An 18932-nucleotide genomic window follows, 5' to 3' on the forward strand; every position below is an offset into this window, starting at 1 on the left:
TAAAATGAAGAGAAATGCATAAAGCAGGTTTTGTAAACATTGTAGGAAATCCGAATGTCGGAAAATCGACATTGATGAATGCTTTGGTAGGCGAACGTATTTCGATTGCTACCTTCAAGGCGCAGACAACTCGTCACCGGATTATGGGAATCTATAATACGGATGAAATGCAGATTGTTTTTTCTGATACTCCGGGAGTATTGAAGCCCAATTATAAATTACAGGAGTCGATGCTGAATTTTTCTACTTCGGCATTGACGGATGCGGATATCTTGCTTTATGTGACTGACGTGGTGGAGACGCCGGATAAGAATAATGAGTTTATGGAGAAGGTACGTCAGATGACGGTGCCTGTGCTTTTGCTCATCAATAAGATAGATCTTACAGATCAGGAAAAACTGGTAAAGCTGGTGGAAGATTGGACAGAATTGCTTCCCCAAGCCGAAATTATTCCGATTTCTGCTACATCGAAGTTCAATGTGGACTATGTGATGAAGCGAATCAAAGAACTGTTGCCCGATTCTCCTCCTTATTTTGGAAAGGATCAGTGGACGGACAAGCCTGCCCGTTTCTTCGTGAATGAGATTATCCGGGAAAAGATTCTGCTCTACTACGACAAGGAGATTCCCTATTCGGTGGAAGTTGTCGTAGAGGAGTTTAAGGAAGAGCCGAAGAAGATTCATATTCGTGCGGTGATTAACGTGGAACGTGATTCGCAGAAAGGAATTATTATCGGTAAACAGGGCAAGGCGTTGAAGAAGGTAGCTACCGAGGCCCGCCGCGAACTGGAACGTTTCTTTGGAAAGACTATTTTCCTTGAAACGTATGTGAAAGTAGATAAAGATTGGCGTAGTTCGGATAAGGAGCTGCGTAATTTTGGTTATCAGTTAGATTAAGAGTATTCATGCGACTGCGATAGTCGTGAAAAAACAAGGTATTGAACTATGGGTAATTTAGTTGCAATTGTAGGACGCCCGAATGTGGGCAAGTCTACCTTATTTAACCGTCTGACGAAGACTCGTCAGGCTATTGTGAATGAAGAAGCGGGTACAACCCGCGACAGGCAATATGGCAAGTCCGAGTGGCTGGGTCGTGAGTTCTCCGTGGTGGATACCGGCGGATGGGTGGTTAATTCGGATGATGTTTTTGAAGAGGAAATCCGTAAGCAGGTATTATTGGCAGTGGATGAAGCGGACGTTATTTTGTTCGTTGTGGATGTGATGAATGGAGTGACCGATTTGGATATGCAGGTAGCGGCTATTCTGCGCCGTGCTAATAGTCCGGTGATTATGGTTGCCAATAAAACGGATAATCATGATTTACAGTATAACGCTCCCGAGTTTTATAAATTGGGATTGGGCGATCCGTATTGTGTTTCTGCCATGACAGGAAGTGGTACGGGTGATTTGATGGATTTGATTGTCAGCAATTTCAAGAAGGAGTCTTCTGAAATCTTGGATGATGATATTCCCCGTTTTGCTGTAGTAGGACGTCCGAATGCCGGCAAGTCTTCCATTGTAAACGCCTTTATTGGGGAAGAACGTAATATCGTGACAGAAATTGCAGGAACTACCCGTGACTCGATCTATACTCGTTACAATAAATTCGGATTTGATTTTTACCTGGTAGATACGGCAGGTATCCGTAAGAAAAACAAGGTAAATGAAGACTTGGAATATTATTCAGTGATTCGTTCGATTCGTGCCATCGAAGGCTCTGATGTTTGTATTCTGATGTTGGATGCAACGAGGGGTGTTGAGAGCCAGGACTTGAATATCTTCTCTCTGATACAAAAGAACCAGAAAGGATTGGTAGTCGTGATTAATAAATGGGACTTGGTGGAAGATAAATCAGTGAAAGTGCAGAAGACATTTGAGGAAGCTGTCCGTTCACGTTTTGCTCCGTTTGTCGATTTTCCAATCATCTTTGCTTCTGCATTGACTAAACAACGTATTCTAAAAGTGCTGGAAGAAGCACGTAATGTATATGAGAACCGGACGACAAAAATTCCGACGGCTCGTTTGAATGAAGAAATGCTTCCGTTGATCGAGGCTTATCCGCCTCCCTCAAATAAAGGTAAGTATATCAAGATTAAATATATCACACAGTTGCCGAATACGCAGGTGCCTTCATTTGTCTATTTTGCCAACTTGCCGCAGTATGTGAAGGATCCGTACAAACGCTTCCTCGAAAATAAGATGCGTGAGAAATGGAATCTGACAGGTACTCCGATTAATATTTATATTCGACAGAAATAAGATTCACCACAGAGGACACAGAGAAATAATAAATCAAAGACACGGACTGTCTCAACTATATAAATATATATTGGGGCAATCCGTGTCTTCTTATAAAATAAAACTCTGTGTCCTCTGTGGTGAATCTATTTCTCCAACTGGAAGTCTTTACGACGTAAAACGAAGCTGTTACTCAAGTATTTTTCGCGCACAATCTGATTCTCCGATAATTCTTCCGGTGTTCCCTGGAAAAGAATCTTTCCTTCGAACAACAGATAGGCGCGGTCAGTGATACTAAGTGTCTCTTGTACGTTGTGGTCGGTAATCAGGATTCCGATATTCTTGTCTTTCAGTTTCCATACAATTTGCTGGATATCTTCTACGGCAATCGGGTCTACACCGGCAAAAGGTTCGTCAAGCATGATGAATTTGGGGTCGATGGCAAGACAACGGGCAATCTCCGTACGGCGGCGTTCACCTCCGGACAATTGGTTTCCTTTGTTTTTGCGTACCTTTTGCAGACGGAATTCTGCTATCAGACTTTCAAGTTTTTCCTTTTGATATTCTTTGGGTTTGTTAGTCATTTCCAGTACAGCGGCGATATTATCTTCCACACTCATCTGGCGGAAAACGGAAGCTTCCTGTGCAAGGTAGCCGATTCCCGTTTGTGCGCGTTTGTAAACCGGATATTTGGTAATCTCCAGGTCGTCGAGGAAAATACGTCCTTCATTCGGAGTAATCAGCCCTACAGTCATATAGAATGAAGTCGTCTTACCGGCACCGTTCGGTCCCAGCAAACCTACAATCTCACCTTGCTTCACATTGATGGAAACGTGGCTCACAACGGTTCGTTTACCGTACTTCTTAACCAGGTCTTCCGTGCGGAGCACCATCTTGCTTTCTTCCATATTCTAGTTATTTTGCGGCAAATGTAGTAAAAATAAGCTGAAATAATGTACATTTGCAGACAAATAGTGTGAGTTATGATAAAAGCATTGAGAACCGTCGGGAGATATTTCATGCTGATGGGACGGACTTTTTCCCGTCCTGAACGTATGCGTATGTTTTTCCGGCAATACCTTAACGAGTTGGAGCAATTAGGTGTGAACTCCATCGGCATCGTGCTGTTGATTTCGTTTTTCATCGGCGCGGTTATTACCATCCAGATCAAGTTGAATATCGAAAGTCCGTGGATGCCTCGCTGGACAGTGGGATATGTGACACGTGAAATTATGTTGCTGGAATTTTCTTCCTCTATCATGTGTTTGATTCTTGCGGGAAAAGTAGGTTCGAATATCGCTTCGGAATTAGGAACGATGCGGGTGACGCAGCAGATTGACGCGCTCGAAATTATGGGTATCAATTCGGCGAACTACCTGATTCTGCCTAAGATTACGGCGATGGTAACTGTGATTCCTATTTTAGTGACGTTCAGTATCTTTGCCGGAATTATCGGTGCCTTTTGCACGTGTTGGTTTGCCGGGGTTATGAATGCGGTCGATCTGGAATATGGATTGCAATATATGTTTGTGGAGTGGTTTATTTGGGCCGGTATCATCAAATCCCTCTTTTTCGCGTTTATTATTGCAAGTGTGTCGGCTTTCTTCGGATATACGGTAGATGGTGGATCGATTGCTGTGGGAAAGGCTTCTACGGATGCCGTAGTATCCAGCAGTGTATTGATTCTGTTTGCGGACTTGATATTAACTAAACTTCTGATGGGATGATTGAGATTAAAGGACTTTATAAATCATTTGATGATAAAACAGTATTGAGTGATATCAATGCTAGTTTTGAAAATGGAAAGACGAATTTGATTATCGGTCAGAGTGGCTCCGGTAAGACAGTGTTGATGAAGTGTATTGTAGGATTGCTTACTCCGGAGAAGGGGGAAGTCTTATATGACGGACGTAACCTTGTCTTGATGGGGAAGAAGGAGAAAAAGATGCTTCGCAAGGAGATGGGGATGATTTTCCAGAGTGCGGCTCTGTTTGACTCGATGACGGTGTTGGACAATGTGATGTTTCCGCTGAATATGTTTAGCAATGATACTTTGCGTGACCGTACCAAACGGGCGATGTTCTGCTTGGATCGTGTGAATCTGGGGGAAGCGAAAGATAAGTTTCCGGGAGAAATCAGCGGGGGTATGCAGAAGCGTGTGGCTATTGCACGTGCGATTGCCCTGAATCCGCAATATTTGTTTTGTGATGAACCGAACTCGGGACTCGATCCGAAAACGTCATTGGTTATTGATGATCTTATCCATGATATTACTCAGGAATATAACATGACGACCATTATCAATACGCATGATATGAACTCTGTATTGGGAATTGGCGAGAAGGTGATTTATATTTATGAAGGACATAAAGAGTGGGAAGGGACAAAAGATGATATCTTTACCTCTACCAACGAACGACTGAATAACTTTATCTTTGCTTCAGACTTGCTCCGTAAGGTGAAGGACGTGGAAGTGCAGGGAATGGAAGGGTAATAAAAAAACTTCTGTCATCGGGTGACAGAAGTTTCTTTTTTTCTTAGCTATATTAGCGTCGGCAATTAAGCTCTAGGTCTAGCTTCTTTAACTACCATTGTACGGCCCATGTATTCAGCTCCGTTCAATTCAGCAATAGCTTTTGCAGCTGCAGCGTCGTCTTCCATTTCGATGAAAGCGAATCCTTTGGATTTACCGGTTTCACGGTCCATAACAACTTTAACTGATGATACTGCTCCGTAATCTTCCATCACTTGTTGCAGATCTCCTTCCTTAACACGGTAGTTAAGGTTTCCAACATAAATGTTCATAATGAAAATGATAAAAAATAAATAAATGAATAAAACTCTCTGGATAGATGGTTACTAATAAAAAGATTAAAACGACAGAGAGTTTACAGATGCGTTTTTGTAACGGAAGTAAAAACCTTGTAATCAAATCGAGAAACTAATGCTCCATCAATCCGCAACAAAGAAAAGAATAATTTTTGGATTAACCATCTTTTTGGAAGGTTAATTTGCGGATTATCAGAAAAAAGTTCTTTCCTTTTCTCTTGAAAGAAAAGAAAGAACCAAAGAAAAGTTCAAGGCTGACTTTTTTCTCCTACTCGCTTCCTTCACTGCGCTAAAGGGCAGAAACTCGCTACGCTCAAACAGTCTGCCCTTTTTGACGCTTCGTTACGGGCGCTCGCTTGACGGAGAAAAAAGTGGGCCGGGGGAACCTGGCGGGCGGGGTGATGGGGATTTTATATAGTTAATGGATGGAATATCAGTGGAATATTAATAAAAGATGTGTGAAAGATGGGTGGCGTTGCTGAAATAAATCTGCAATGTCTTTTGAAATTTGAAAGATTAGCACTAATTTTGCACCCTCTTTGAGTATAGAACAAAGTATAAATCAAATAAATAATTGTCAGAATGAACGTTTCATTACAAAACATTGACAAAGTAAGCGCAGAGCTTACTGTAAAGCTTGAGAAAGCAGATTATCAGGAGAAAGTAGACAAAGAGTTGAAATCACTCCGTCAGAAGGCACAGATTCCAGGATTCCGTAAAGGTATGGTGCCGACAAGTCTTATTAAAAAGATGTATGGTAAATCGGTGATTGCAGAAGTTGTGAATAAGGCATTGCAAGAAGCTGTTTACAATTATATTAGAGAAAATAAGGTGAATATGCTGGGCGAGCCGTTGCCTAATGAAGAAAAGCAACAGAATATTGATTTCGATACAATGGAAGAATTCGATTTCGTGTTCGATATCGCTTTGGCACCTGAATTTAAAGCAGAAGTAAGCACTAAAGATAAAGTAGATTATTATTCTATCGAAGTTTCTGAAGAAATGATCGACAACCAGGTGAAGATGTACACTCAACGCACTGGCAAGTATGATAAGGTAGACGCCTACGAAGATAATGATATGCTGAAAGGTCTGCTGGCACAGTTGGACGAAGAAGGTAATACAAAAGAAGGTGGTATTCAGGTAGAAGCTGCTGTGTTGATGCCTGCTTATATGAAGAATGACGATCAGAAAGCTATTTTTGCTAATGCAAAAGTAAATGATGTATTGGTGTTCAATCCGAATGTTGCTTATGACGGACATGCTGCAGAACTGGGTTCTTTGTTGAAGATCGACAAGGAAATCGCGAAAGACGTTAAGTCTGACTTCAGCTTCCAGGTAGAAGAAATCACTCGTTTTGTTCCGGGTGAATTGACACAGGAAGTGTTCGACCAGGCATTCGGCGAAGGTGTTGTGAAGACTGAAGAAGAATTCCGCGCTAAGATTAAAGAAGAAATGGCAGCAAGATTTGTTGCTGACAGCGATTATAAGTTCCTGATCGATATTCGCAAAGTGATGATGGAAAAAGTAGGTAAGTTGGAATTCTCTGACGCTCTGCTGAAACGTATCATGTTGCTGAACAACGAAGAAAAGGGTGAAGAATATGTTGCTGAAAACTATGATAAGAGCATCGAGGAATTGACTTGGCACCTGATTAAGGAGCAGTTGGTTGAAGCAAACGATATCAAAGTAGAACAGGAAGATGTTCTGAAGATGGCTAGAGAAACAACGAAGGCACAGTTTGCTCAATACGGTATGTTGTCTATCCCTGATGATGTGCTTGACAACTATGCACAGGAGATGTTGAAGAAGAAAGAAACTATCAATAATCTGGTAAGTCGTGTTGTAGAAGTGAAGCTGGCTGCTGCTTTGAAAGCGCAGGTTACTTTGGAAAACAAGAACGTTTCGATCGAAGAATTCAATAAGCTGTTTGAATAATCATTCGGTTGAATAGAATATAAAGTCACAGAAACACAGAGTTTTTATAAAATTATAACTCTGTGTTTTTTTGTGTCTCTGTATTCTTTTTCGTTTCTTTGTACTTACGTTTATTTTTAATTTATAAGAAAGGAACAATTAACATGGATGATTTTAGAAAATACGCAACCAAGCATTTAGGAATGAATGGCATGGTATTGGATGATGTGATTAAATCGCAGGCCGGGTATTTGAATCCCTATATTCTGGAAGAAAGACAGTTGAACGTTACTCAACTCGATGTTTTCTCCCGTTTGATGATGGACCGCATCATTTTCCTCGGTACACAAGTAGATGACTATACAGCGAATACGCTTCAGGCACAGTTGCTGTATCTGGATTCTGTTGATCCGGGTAAGGATATCTCTATCTATATCAACTCTCCGGGTGGAAGTGTATATGCCGGACTAGGTATTTATGATACGATGCAGTTTATTTCAAGTGATGTTGCTACAATTTGTACAGGTATGGCAGCTTCAATGGCAGCTGTACTGCTTGTTGCCGGTGCTGAAGGCAAACGTTCGGCGTTGCCTCACTCACGTGTGATGATTCACCAACCGATGGGTGGTGCGCAAGGACAAGCGTCGGACATTGAAATCACAGCTCGTGAGATTCAGAAATTGAAGAAAGAACTTTATACGATCATCGCCGATCATTCGCATACTGATTTCGATAAAGTATGGGCGGACTCTGACCGCGACTACTGGATGACAGCTCAGGAAGCGAAAGAATACGGTATGATTGATGAGGTATTGATTAAGAAATAAAAATGGCTGATTCAAAGACAAAGAAAAGGTGTAGCTTCTGTGGACGGTCGGAGAATGAAGTCGGATTCCTGATTACGGGAATGAACGGCTATATCTGCGACAGCTGTGCTACCCAGGCTTATGAGATCACTCAGGAAGCATTGGGCGAAGGCAAGAAAAGCGCGGGAGCTACCAAACTCAATTTAAAAGAACTGCCCAAACCGGTAGAAATCAAGAAATTCCTCGACCAGTATGTGATCGGACAGGATGATGCGAAACGCTTCCTTTCCGTATCGGTCTATAACCATTATAAGCGTCTGTTGCAAAAAGACAGCGGGGATGATGTGGAGATTGAAAAGTCGAACATTATTATGGTAGGTAGTACCGGAACCGGAAAGACGTTGCTTGCACGTACGATTGCTAAGTTGTTGCACGTGCCGTTTACTATTGTAGACGCTACGGTGCTGACAGAGGCCGGTTATGTAGGCGAAGATATCGAAAGTATTTTAACCCGTTTGCTTCAGGTGGCAGATTATAATGTACCTGAAGCAGAGCAGGGTATTGTGTTTATCGATGAGATCGACAAGATTGCCCGCAAAGGAGATAACCCTTCCATCACTCGCGATGTGAGCGGTGAAGGTGTACAGCAGGGATTGCTGAAATTACTCGAAGGTTCTGTTGTGAACGTACCTCCCCAGGGTGGCCGTAAGCATCCGGACCAGAAGATGATTCCGGTAAATACCAAAAATATTCTCTTTATTTGTGGTGGCGCTTTCGACGGTATCGAAAAGAAGATCGCCCAACGGTTGAATACACATGTCGTAGGTTATACGGCATCGCAGAAAACAGCGATGGTGGACAAGAATAACATGATGCAGTATATCGCTCCGCAGGATTTGAAGTCATTCGGACTGATTCCCGAAATTATCGGTCGTCTTCCGGTACTGACCTATTTGAATCCGCTGGATCGGGATGCGCTTCGTGCTATCCTCACCGAACCGAAAAACTCTATCATCAAGCAGTACATCAAACTGTTTGAAATGGATGGTATCAAGCTCACATTTGAAGATGCTGTCTTCGAATATATCGTCGATAAGGCGGTAGAATATAAGCTGGGTGCCCGTGGATTGCGTTCAATTGTGGAAACAATCATGATGGATGTCATGTTTGAAATCCCTTCAGAGGACAAAAAAGAGTATGAAGTGACGCTGGATTATGCTAAGATGCAACTGGAAAAAGCGAATATGGCACGACTACAAACCGCTTAAAATCAAAGAGTAAGACTGCAGTAAATAATCGTAACTGTATTTTCTTGAAAATATTAGTCGCATTTTGCTTGGTAATTACGAAGTTGTTTATAACTTTGTTTGGCTCTCTTGAAAAAGGGACGTACTTAAAGTTAAACCATGAACTGAATAAAACAACCTAAGTTAAGATGGCAGGGAAGATTAATTTAACAGATGAACTGAAGAAGTATTTCGGATTTAATAAGTTCAAGGGAAACCAGGAAGCGATCATTGATAACTTGCTCGATGGTAAAGATACCTTTGTACTGATGCCTACCGGTGGCGGGAAATCTTTATGCTATCAGCTACCTTCGCTCTTGATGGAAGGTACGGCAATTGTAATTTCTCCGCTTATTGCGTTGATGAAGAATCAAGTGGATGCAATGCGCAATTTCAGTGAAGAAGATGGCGTCGCCCATTTTATCAATTCTTCATTAAACAAAGGTGCGATAGACCAAGTGAGGTCAGACATCCTTGCCGGAAAGACAAAATTGCTATATGTGGCACCGGAATCGCTGACGAAAGAAGAAAACGTAGAATTTTTGCGTTCGGTGAAAATCTCGTTCTATGCAGTAGACGAAGCTCACTGTATTTCTGAATGGGGACATGACTTCCGACCGGAATATCGGCGGATTCGCCCTATTATCAACGAAATAGGAAAGGCTCCGTTGATTGCGTTGACCGCAACAGCGACACCGAAGGTGCAGCATGATATCCAGAAAAATCTGGGAATGGTAGATGCTCAAGTTTTCAAATCGTCGTTCAACCGTCCGAACCTTTATTATGAGGTACGCGCGAAGACCGCTAATATTGATAGGGATATTATCAAGTTTATCAAAAACAATCCGGAAAAATCGGGCATTATCTATTGCCTTAGCCGGAAAAAAGTAGAGGAACTTGCTGAAATCCTTCAGGCAAACGGTATCAATGCGCGTCCTTATCATGCTGGAATGGATTCGTTGACCAGGACTAAGAATCAGGATGATTTCCTGATGGAAAAAGTGGACGTTATTGTAGCAACTATCGCTTTCGGTATGGGAATCGACAAGCCGGATGTAAGGTTTGTGATTCACTACGATATTCCAAAGAGTCTGGAAGGGTATTACCAGGAGACCGGACGTGCCGGTAGAGATGGCGGTGAAGGTCAGTGCATAACCTTTTATACAAACAAAGACTTGCAGAAACTGGAGAAGTTCATGCAAGGAAAACCTGTGGCAGAGCAGGAAATTGGCAAGCAGCTTCTGTTGGAAACCGCTGCTTATGCCGAATCTTCCGTATGCCGGCGCAAGACGTTGCTGCATTATTTCGGTGAAGAATATACGGAAGAGAATTGTGGAAATTGTGACAACTGTTTAAACCCTAAAAAACAAGTGGAGGCTCAAGAGTTATTGTGTGCCGTGATTGAAGCGATTATCGCGGTGAAAGAAAATTTTAAGGCAGATTATATTATAGACATACTACAAGGTAAAGAAACTTCCGAAGTACAGGCGCATTTGCATGAAGATCTCGAAGTCTTCGGCTCCGGTATGGGTGAAGAGGATAAAACATGGAACGCAGTGATTCGTCAAGCGCTGATCGCGGGTTACTTGAGCAAGGATGTGGAGCATTACGGACTCCTGAAAGTAACGGAAGAGGGACACAAGTTCCTGAAGAAGCCGAAGTCATTCAAGATTACCGAAGATAACGACTTTGAAGAGACGGAAGAAGAAGTTCCGGCACGTGGCGGTGGTTCCTGTGCGGTAGACCCTGCTCTTTATTCTATGTTGAAGGACTTGCGGAAGAAGCTCTCGAAGAAACTGGAAGTACCGCCTTATGTAATCTTCCAGGATCCGTCTTTGGAAGCGATGGCTACCATTTATCCGGTGACATTGGATGAGTTGCAGAATATACCGGGCGTAGGTGCCGGAAAAGCAAAACGTTATGGTGAGGAGTTCTGTAAATTAATCAAACGCCATTGTGAAGAGAATGAAATAGAACGTCCCGAAGACTTGCGGGTACGTACGGTTGCCAATAAATCTAAGATGAAGGTAGCTATCATTCAGGCTATTGACCGTAAAGTGGCGTTAGATGATATCGCTCTTTCCAAAGGAATTGAGTTCGGTGAGCTCCTGGACGAGGTAGAAGCTATCGTCTATTCGGGAACCAAACTGAATATCGATTATTTCTTGGAAGAAATCATGGATGAAGATCATATGCTCGATATCTACGATTATTTCAAGGAATCTACCACTGATAAGATTGATGATGCGCTTGATGAATTAGGCGATGACTTCACTGAAGAGGAAGTTCGCTTGGTACGTATTAAGTTCATCTCTGAAATGGCTAATTAAAAAAAAGCGAAAAAAATAGGCGTGCAGGTATGCGGTTTTGAATAAAAACCGTATATTTGCACGCAATAATTTTTAAACGCATAGCCCTATGTCATTTATTGCTGATAAGATTGTAATGGATGGGTTAACTTACGACGACGTATTGTTGATCCCTGCTTATTCTGAAGTTTTACCGCGCACTGTCGATCTCTCGACTAAGTTTTCAAAAAACATTGAGTTAAAAATTCCTTTTGTGACGGCTGCCATGGATACGGTTACCGAAGCGAAAATGGCTATTGCCATTGCTCGTGAAGGCGGTATCGGTGTGATTCACAAAAATATGTCTATCGAAGAACAGGCAAGGCAAGTTGCTATTGTAAAACGTGCCGAAAATGGTATGATTTATGATCCTGTAACTATTAAAAGAGGTTCTACTGTGCAGGATGCGCTGGACATCATGGCGGAATATAAAATCGGTGGTATCCCTGTGGTAGATGATGAAGGTTACTTGGTTGGTATTGTTACTAACAGAGATTTGCGTTTCGAAAGAGACATGACTAAACATATTGATCTTGTCATGACTCCGAAAGAAAGATTGATAACAACAAACCAGTCTACTGATCTGGAATCTGCAGCACAGATTCTTCAGAAACATAAGATTGAGAAACTTCCGATTGTCGGAATGGATGGAAAGTTGATTGGTCTTGTCACTTATAAAGATATTACAAAAGCAAAAGATAAACCGATGGCTTGTAAAGATGCCAAAGGACGTTTGCGTGTAGCTGCCGGTGTAGGTGTGACTGCCGATACGCTGGATCGTATGCAAGCATTGGTAGATGCCGGTGCGGATGCAATTGTGATTGACACAGCTCACGGTCACTCTATGTTTGTGATTGAAAAACTGAAAGAAGCTAAAAAACGCTTCCCGAACATTGATATCGTAGTGGGTAATATTGCTACCGGAGAAGCTGCGAAAGCTTTGGTAGAAGCAGGAGCGGATGCGGTGAAAGTAGGTATCGGCCCGGGTTCTATCTGTACCACTCGTGTGGTTGCCGGTGTAGGTGTTCCACAGCTGTCTGCTGTTTATGATGTAGCAAAAGCATTGAAGGGTACAGGTATTCCTTTGATTGCCGATGGTGGTTTGCGCTATTCGGGTGACGTAGTAAAAGCGTTGGCCGCCGGTGGATATTGCGTAATGATCGGATCATTGGTTGCCGGAACAGAAGAATCTCCGGGCGACACTATCATCTTCAATGGTCGTAAATTCAAATCCTATCGTGGTATGGGATCGTTGGAAGCGATGGAGAACGGTTCGAAAGACCGCTACTTCCAGAGTGGAACTGCTGATGTGAAGAAGCTTGTTCCGGAAGGAATTGCTGCCCGTGTTCCTTATAAAGGTACACTTTTCGAAGTTGTTTATCAATTGACAGGTGGTTTGCGTGCAGGTATGGGATACTGCGGTGCTGCCAATATTGATAAACTCCACGACGCTAAGTTTACCCGAATTACCAATGCAGGTGTAATGGAAAGCCATCCGCACGACGTGACGATTACTAGTGAATCGCCTAACTATAGCCGTCCGGAATAATAGATAGATACGGTGAACTATTAACGGTGAACGGTGAACAGGCTGTATTGTCAGCAAGGTGTTCACTGCTCACCGTTTGTTGTTTATCTGTTATTGCCTCTGTGATGCTTGTTGTTTATTGTTTGGAAAATAAAAAGATGATGATGAAAAGAAGCCTGTTGTTGGGATGTATTTCTCTCTTTGTTGTCGCGGTCTTTGCTCAAGAAGATCCGGTGTTGATGCGTGTTAACGGAAGAGAGATACTCCGTTCGGAATTTGAATATGCATATCGCTGTTATGCGGAACGCTCAAATGCCCGGCTTTCACCAAAAGAATATGCGACACTTTTCGCTCAATCGAAATTGAAGGTGGAAGCAGCCAGGGCTGCCGGACTTGATACGACTGCTGTTTTCCGTAAACAACACGAGAAGCGTCGGGCAGAATTGGTAGAATCTTATCTGATTGACAAACAAGTGATGGATAGTTGTGCCCGTATCTTGTATCAGAAGATGGGACTGAAAGCACGTAGCGGCCGGGTGCAGGTCATACAAATTTTTAAACGTTTACCGCAGACGGTTACTTCCCGTCATTTGGAAGAAGAAAAAGCCCGGATGGATTCTATATACCGGATGATACAGAATCAGCCGGATTTGAATTTTAACCGTTTGGTGGAAAACTGTTCGGATGATAAGCGGAGTAGATGGATAGAAGGTCTGGAGACAACGAGTGAATTCGAGGATGTTGCTTTCTCTTTGGCGAAAGATGCGGTATCACAGCCTTTCTTCACTCCTGAAGGAATTCATATCTTGAAAGTGATTGACCGGGAGGAAACATCGGCTTATGAAAATGTCAGTGGCAGGTTGATAGAGCGGTTACGGCGTAAGGAGATTTTAGACAAAGGTACGGCAGAGATGCTCGACCGATTGAAAAAGGCATGGCAGTATACCCCGAATCAGGCAGCAATAGAAGAACTGTTGACGAAAGGCCGGACAGAACAAAATCTGTTTACGATTGATGGACAGGCATATACCGGAGCTATGTTTACGCGTTTTGCGTCTTCTCATCCTCAAGCTGTCAAACGGCAGTTGGAAGGGTTTATAGCTAAATCATTATTGGATTATGAAAGCCGGAATATAGATAAAAAGCATCCGGAAATTCGTTATGCCTTGCGGGAATCTGACGAAAACTATCTGGTGGAAGAAATCACACGGCAGAAAATAGAGTTGCCTGCCACTAATGATCGGGCCGGATTGGCTACCTACTTCAAATTTCATTCGTCGGATTATCGGTGGGAGAGTCCCCGATATAGGGGAGTCGTGCTCCATTGTGTTGATAAAAAGACGGCAAAGCAAGCTAAAAAAATGCTGAAGAAAGTGCCGGAAAAAGAGTGGGCGGACAAGCTTCGGCAAACTTTTAATACATCCGGGACGGAAAAGATACAGATTGAACAAGGAATTTTTGCCGACGGAGACAATAAATATATAGATAAACTGGTTTTTAAGAAGGGTGATTTTGAGCCTGTAATGTCTTATCCTTTTACCATTGTGATAGGCGAAAAAATGAAAGGTCCGGATGATTATCGGGAAGTGATTGATCAGGTGCGGAAGGATTATCGAAGCTATCTTGACACGTGCTGGGCACGGGAATTGAGGGAGTCTGGTAAGGTTGAAATAAACCAAGAGGTTTTAAAAACAGTTAATAATAACTGATGTAACCGATTATTCACTATCTTCGTACCTTAAATAAGTAGATTTTAGTTGCCAATGCGAATATTAGTCCTCTTACTGATTACCCTTCTTGGTTGTGGAGCGTGCAAAGAACAGCGCGACCACAAAGGAAAGACTCCTTTGGTAGAGGTGGACGGTAACTTTTTATATAAAGAAGATTTGATGTCCGTGCTTCCGGTCGGATTGTCAAAAGATGATAGTATTCTCTTCACCGAACACTATATTCGTAGTTGGGCGGAAGAGATTTTATTATATGAGAAAGCTGCGAACAATATTCCCGATAATGTGGATGTAGACAAACTGGTGGAGAATTATCGGAAAGCGCTGATTATGCATACTTATCAGCAGGAGTTGATAAACCAGAAGTTGTCGAATGATATTTCCGAACACGAGATTGCAGAATATTACGGGAAAAACAAAGAACTGTTTAAACTGGAAACCCCGTTGATAAAGGGATTGTTTATCAAAGTGCCGTTGACGGCCCCCCAGCTGAACAATGTGCGCAGGTGGTATAAGTCGGAAAAACAGGATGCTGTTGAGAGCCTGGAAAAATATAGTTTGCAGAATGCGGTGAAATACGAATACTTCTATGACAAATGGGTGTCTGTGACTGATATATTGGATATGATTCCATTGAAAGTAGAGGCACCGGAAGAGTATGTAGACAAACACCGTCAGGTAGAATTGAAAGATACGGCATATTATTATTTCCTGAATGTGAGTGATTATCGCGGAATTGGTGAAGAGAAACCGTATGAATTTGCCCGTTCGGAAGTGAAAGACTTACTGATTAATCAGAAACGGGTGAGCTTTATGGAACAGGTAAAGAACGACTTGTATCAGCAGGCAGTAAGTAAGAAGAAGATTATATATAATTATTAAATACAAAGAATGAAGAAGTTTGTGAACTTTAGATTTGTTGTTACCCTTGTCCTGGCAATATTTGCTAATGTGGCAACCTATGCACAAGATAATGTGGTTGATGAAGTAGTTTGGGTAGTAGGTGACGAAGCTATTTTGAAATCAGATGTAGAAGAGGCCCGTATGGATGCCTTGTATAATGGACGCAGATTTGATGGCGATCCTTATTGTGTAATTCCTGAAGAGATTGCCGTGCAGAAGTTGTTCCTGCATCAGGCAAAGTTAGACAGTATCGAGGTTTCCGAAGCGGAAATCATCCAGCGTGTGGATATGATGACCAACATGTACATCCAGCAGATCGGTTCCAGAGAGAAGATGGAGGAGTATTTCAATAAAACTTCCACCCAGATTCGTGAGACTTTGCGTGATAATGCACGTGACGGATTGACCGTTCAGAAGATGCAGCAGAAACTGGTGGGAGAAATTAAAGTGACTCCGGCAGAAGTACGCCGTTACTTCAAAGATCTTCCACAGGATAGTATTCCCTATATTCCGACACAAGTGGAAGTGCAGATCATTACTTTACAACCGAAAATTCCTATCTCGGAGATTGAGGATGTAAAAAAGACGTTGCGTGATTATACTGAGCGTGTGACCAAAGGTGAGATTGATTTTTCTACATTGGCGCGTTTGTATTCGGAAGACAAGGCATCTGCCATTAAAGGTGGCGAATGTGGATTCATGGGGCGTGGTATGATGGACCCCGCTTATGCGAATGTGGCATTCAGCTTGCAAGATCCGAAGAAAGTTTCCAAGATTGTAGAGTCGGAATTTGGTTACCACATTATCCAGTTGATTGAAAAGCGTGGTGACCGTGTCAATACTCGCCATATCTTATTGCGCCCGAAAGTATCGGAAAAAGAATTGACCGAGGCTTGTGCTCGTCTGGATTCTATTGCCGATGATATTCGTGCCAATAAATTTACATTTGATGATGCGGCTGCCGTTATCTCACAGGATAAGGATACTCGTAACAACCATGGTATTATGGTGAATATCAATGAAAATTCAGGTGTGACTACTTCTAAGTTCCAGATGCAGGATCTTCCTCAAGACGTTGCTAAGGTAATAGATAAGATGAATGTAGGTGAAATTTCCAAAGCCTTTACAATGATTAATGAGAAAGATGGAAAAGAAGTATGTGCTATCGTGAAGTTGAAAGCAAAAATCAATGGTCATAAAGCAACCATTGCAGAAGACTATCAGGACCTAAAAGAAATTGTGATGGAGAAACGCCGTGAAGAGGTGTTGCAGAAATGGATTCTGGACAAGCAGAAGCATACTTATGTGCGTATCAACGAAAACTGGCAGAAGTGTGACTTCAAGTATCCGGGTTGGGTTAAGAAGGACTGATGTAACCTTGCTTTGATTTTATATGCTGAAAACAAATAAGAAAAATAGACAACAAGACAGGCATAGATGGCTCCTTATAGGCTTTCTGTGCCTGTTTGGTGTATGTCTTGTAGCACAAAACAACAAGAAGCAACCGGAGAATAAAAAGACCAAAGTTTATCTGCTTCATGCTGATGAAGGGCAGGCAGATAAGTTGGCGCGTCCGGATGTGCAGGTATTGATTGGTAATGTGAAATTGCGGCATGACAGTATGTATATGTACTGTGACAGTGCACTGATTTTTGAGAAAACCAACTCGGTAGAGGCCTTCAGTAATGTGCGTATGGAACAGGGAGACACTTTGTTCATTTACGGTGATTATCTTTATTATGACGGAATGACGCAAATTGCGCAGCTTCGTGAAAATGTGAAGATGATTAATCGGAACACCACTCTGTTGACAGATAGTTTGAACTACGACCGTCTCTACGACCTCGGATATTATTTCGAGGGAGGAACCTTGATGGATGAAGAGAATGTATTGACTTCCGATTGGGGGGAATACAGTCCTGCAACGAAACAATCGGTATTCAACCATGATGTGAGGTTGGTAAACCCTAAGTTTGTATTGACTTCCGATACGTTAAGGTATAATACGGAAAACAAAATCGCAGTTATTCTCGGCCCCTCCAATATTGTCAGTGATAATAATCATATTTATTCGGAACGGGGATTTTATAACACATTGACCGAACAAGCCGAACTGTTGGACCGCTCAATCCTGACCAATCAGGGAAAGAAACTGGTAGGCGACAGTCTGTTCTATGACCGTATAATCGGTTATGGAGAGGCGTTTGATAATGTGAAGATGACAGATTCTATTAATAAGAATATGCTAACGGGTGATTATTGCTTCTATAACGAATTGACAGACTCCGCGTTTGCGACGAAACGTGCTGTGGCAATCGACTACTCGCAAGGACCTGACAGTCTTTATATGCATGGCGATACATTGCAGTTAGTGTCTTACAACCTGAATACGGATTCCGTTTTCCGGTTGATGAAGGCTTACCATAAGGTGCGTATGTATCGTACGGATGTTCAGGGAGTATGTGACTCATTGGTCTATAATTCGAAGGATTCTTGTATGACCATGTATACCGATCCTATTCTTTGGAATGAAGGGCAGCAACTACTTGGCGAGCAGATCAAGATTTATATGAATGACAGTACGATTGACTGGGCACATATTATCAACCAGGCGTTGACGGTGGAAATGAAAGATTCTATTCATTATAACCAAGTGTCCGGCAAAGAAATGAAAGCCTATTTCGTCAATGGAGATATGCGTCATATTGAAGTGGTTGGTAATGTGTTGACCGCTTTCTATCCGGAAGAAAAAGACAGTACGATGACCGGTTTTAATTGTTTGGAAGGTAGTGTACTTCATCTTTATATGAAGGATAAGAAGATGGAAAAAGGACTGTTTGTCGGTAAATCCAACGGAACGATGTATCCGATGGATCAGATACCGCCTGATAAATTGCGTCTTCCCACTTTTGCCTGGTTCGACTATGTCCGTCCGTTGAATAAGGATGATATATTTAACTGGCGGAGTAAGCGTGCGGGTGATACACTGAAACCGACCACTGACCGGCGACCCAAAACAGAAAAGCGAAACTTAATTAATATGAAGTAGTATGGGAATGTTTAACTCAATGAGAAAGCCCCGCGGCTTTAATCATCAATACATTTATGTAGACGAGCGGAAAGAAAAGCTCGCAAAGATGGAGGAGAACGCCAAACGTGACTTGGGGATGCTTCCGGAAAAGGAATTTAATCCGGAGGATATTCGCGGCAAGTTCATCGAAGGTACTACGCATTTGAAAAGAAGAAAAGCGAGTGGCCGCAAACCGGTCTCTTTCGGAATCATACTGATAATCATTGCTTTCCTTGTCTATCTGTGGCATTATCTGGCGACAGGAAGCTGGAATTTTTAAT

General features: G+C 42.3%; 16 protein-coding genes. 14 read left to right on the forward strand and 2 right to left on the reverse strand.

Annotation, left to right across the window (positions count from 1 at the left end; all coding sequences use genetic code 11):
• Positions 1-14 precede the first annotated feature (14 nt).
• Both era and der read left to right on the forward strand, forming a co-directional pair.
• On the forward strand, positions 15-896 hold the full coding sequence (gene era / locus GD631_RS08035; protein ID WP_143258978.1) for a GTPase Era: 882 nt from the start codon (positions 15-17) through the stop codon (positions 894-896).
• A gap of 48 nt (positions 897-944) precedes the next feature.
• On the forward strand, positions 945-2258 hold the full coding sequence (gene der, locus GD631_RS08040) for a ribosome biogenesis GTPase Der (RefSeq protein ID WP_143258979.1): 1314 nt from the start codon (positions 945-947) through the stop codon (positions 2256-2258).
• Between the two features lie 125 nt (positions 2259-2383).
• On the opposite strand, the gene lptB is transcribed toward der, so the two are convergent.
• Positions 2384-3145, reverse strand: coding sequence for an LPS export ABC transporter ATP-binding protein (lptB, locus tag GD631_RS08045; protein WP_004308626.1), 762 nt, complete (start codon positions 3143-3145; stop codon positions 2384-2386).
• A 75-nt stretch (positions 3146-3220) separates the two neighbouring features.
• On the opposite strand from lptB, the gene GD631_RS08050 reads away from it, so the two are divergent.
• Both GD631_RS08050 and GD631_RS08055 read left to right on the forward strand, forming a co-directional pair.
• Positions 3221-3964: an MlaE family ABC transporter permease gene (locus GD631_RS08050; protein ID WP_004308627.1), complete on the forward strand. Its 744-nt coding sequence runs from the start codon at positions 3221-3223 to the stop codon at positions 3962-3964.
• A complete protein-coding gene (locus GD631_RS08055) occupies positions 3961-4731 on the forward strand; it encodes an ABC transporter ATP-binding protein (RefSeq protein WP_143258980.1) in 771 nt (256 codons plus the stop codon). The genes GD631_RS08050 and GD631_RS08055 overlap by 4 nt, the downstream gene beginning before the upstream one ends.
• A gap of 65 nt (positions 4732-4796) precedes the next feature.
• Here the strand turns inward: GD631_RS08055 and GD631_RS08060 are convergent, their stop codons facing one another.
• Positions 4797-5042: an RNA-binding protein RbpC gene (locus tag GD631_RS08060; protein WP_004297160.1), complete on the reverse strand. Its 246-nt coding sequence runs from the start codon at positions 5040-5042 to the stop codon at positions 4797-4799.
• Positions 5043-5648: 606 nt separating this feature from the next.
• Between GD631_RS08060 and tig the strand changes: the two genes are divergently transcribed.
• The 10 genes from tig to GD631_RS08110 all read left to right on the forward strand — a co-directional run bounded on the left by tig (position 5649) and on the right by GD631_RS08110 (position 18931).
• Positions 5649-7004 (forward strand): trigger factor, encoded by a 1356-nt coding sequence (gene tig / locus GD631_RS08065; RefSeq protein ID WP_143258981.1) that lies wholly within the window; start codon positions 5649-5651, stop codon positions 7002-7004.
• 143 nt (positions 7005-7147) lie between these two features.
• Positions 7148-7810 carry an ATP-dependent Clp endopeptidase proteolytic subunit ClpP gene (gene clpP / locus GD631_RS08070; RefSeq protein ID WP_004297164.1) on the forward strand — a complete coding sequence of 221 codons (663 nt, stop codon included), beginning with the start codon at positions 7148-7150 and terminating at the stop codon, positions 7808-7810.
• A 2-nt stretch (positions 7811-7812) separates the two neighbouring features.
• Positions 7813-9057: an ATP-dependent Clp protease ATP-binding subunit ClpX gene (gene clpX, locus GD631_RS08075; protein ID WP_143258982.1), complete on the forward strand. Its 1245-nt coding sequence runs from the start codon at positions 7813-7815 to the stop codon at positions 9055-9057.
• Between the two features lie 167 nt (positions 9058-9224).
• Positions 9225-11405, forward strand: coding sequence for a DNA helicase RecQ (recQ, locus tag GD631_RS08080; protein ID WP_143258983.1), 2181 nt, complete (start codon positions 9225-9227; stop codon positions 11403-11405).
• An 88-nt stretch (positions 11406-11493) separates the two neighbouring features.
• Positions 11494-12972, forward strand: coding sequence for an IMP dehydrogenase (guaB, locus tag GD631_RS08085; protein WP_143258984.1), 1479 nt, complete (start codon positions 11494-11496; stop codon positions 12970-12972).
• A 143-nt stretch (positions 12973-13115) separates the two neighbouring features.
• Positions 13116-14660, forward strand: coding sequence for a peptidylprolyl isomerase (locus tag GD631_RS08090; RefSeq protein ID WP_143259152.1), 1545 nt, complete (start codon positions 13116-13118; stop codon positions 14658-14660).
• A 54-nt stretch (positions 14661-14714) separates the two neighbouring features.
• Complete coding sequence (locus tag GD631_RS08095) at positions 14715-15560, forward strand: peptidyl-prolyl cis-trans isomerase (RefSeq protein ID WP_143258985.1); 846 nt, start codon at positions 14715-14717, stop codon at positions 15558-15560.
• Positions 15561-15569: 9 nt separating this feature from the next.
• A complete protein-coding gene (locus GD631_RS08100; protein ID WP_143258986.1) occupies positions 15570-16952 on the forward strand; it encodes a peptidylprolyl isomerase in 1383 nt (460 codons plus the stop codon).
• A 22-nt stretch (positions 16953-16974) separates the two neighbouring features.
• Positions 16975-18630 carry an OstA-like protein gene (locus GD631_RS08105; protein WP_143258987.1) on the forward strand — a complete coding sequence of 552 codons (1656 nt, stop codon included), beginning with the start codon at positions 16975-16977 and terminating at the stop codon, positions 18628-18630.
• Position 18631: 1 nt separating this feature from the next.
• The gene (locus GD631_RS08110) at positions 18632-18931 is read left to right on the forward strand and encodes a hypothetical protein (protein ID WP_143258988.1); all 300 of its coding nucleotides are present in this window, start codon (positions 18632-18634) and stop codon (positions 18929-18931) included.
• Position 18932 lies beyond the last annotated feature (1 nt).

Source organism: Bacteroides luhongzhouii (assembly GCF_009193295.2).
Classification (GTDB): domain Bacteria; phylum Bacteroidota; class Bacteroidia; order Bacteroidales; family Bacteroidaceae; genus Bacteroides; species Bacteroides luhongzhouii.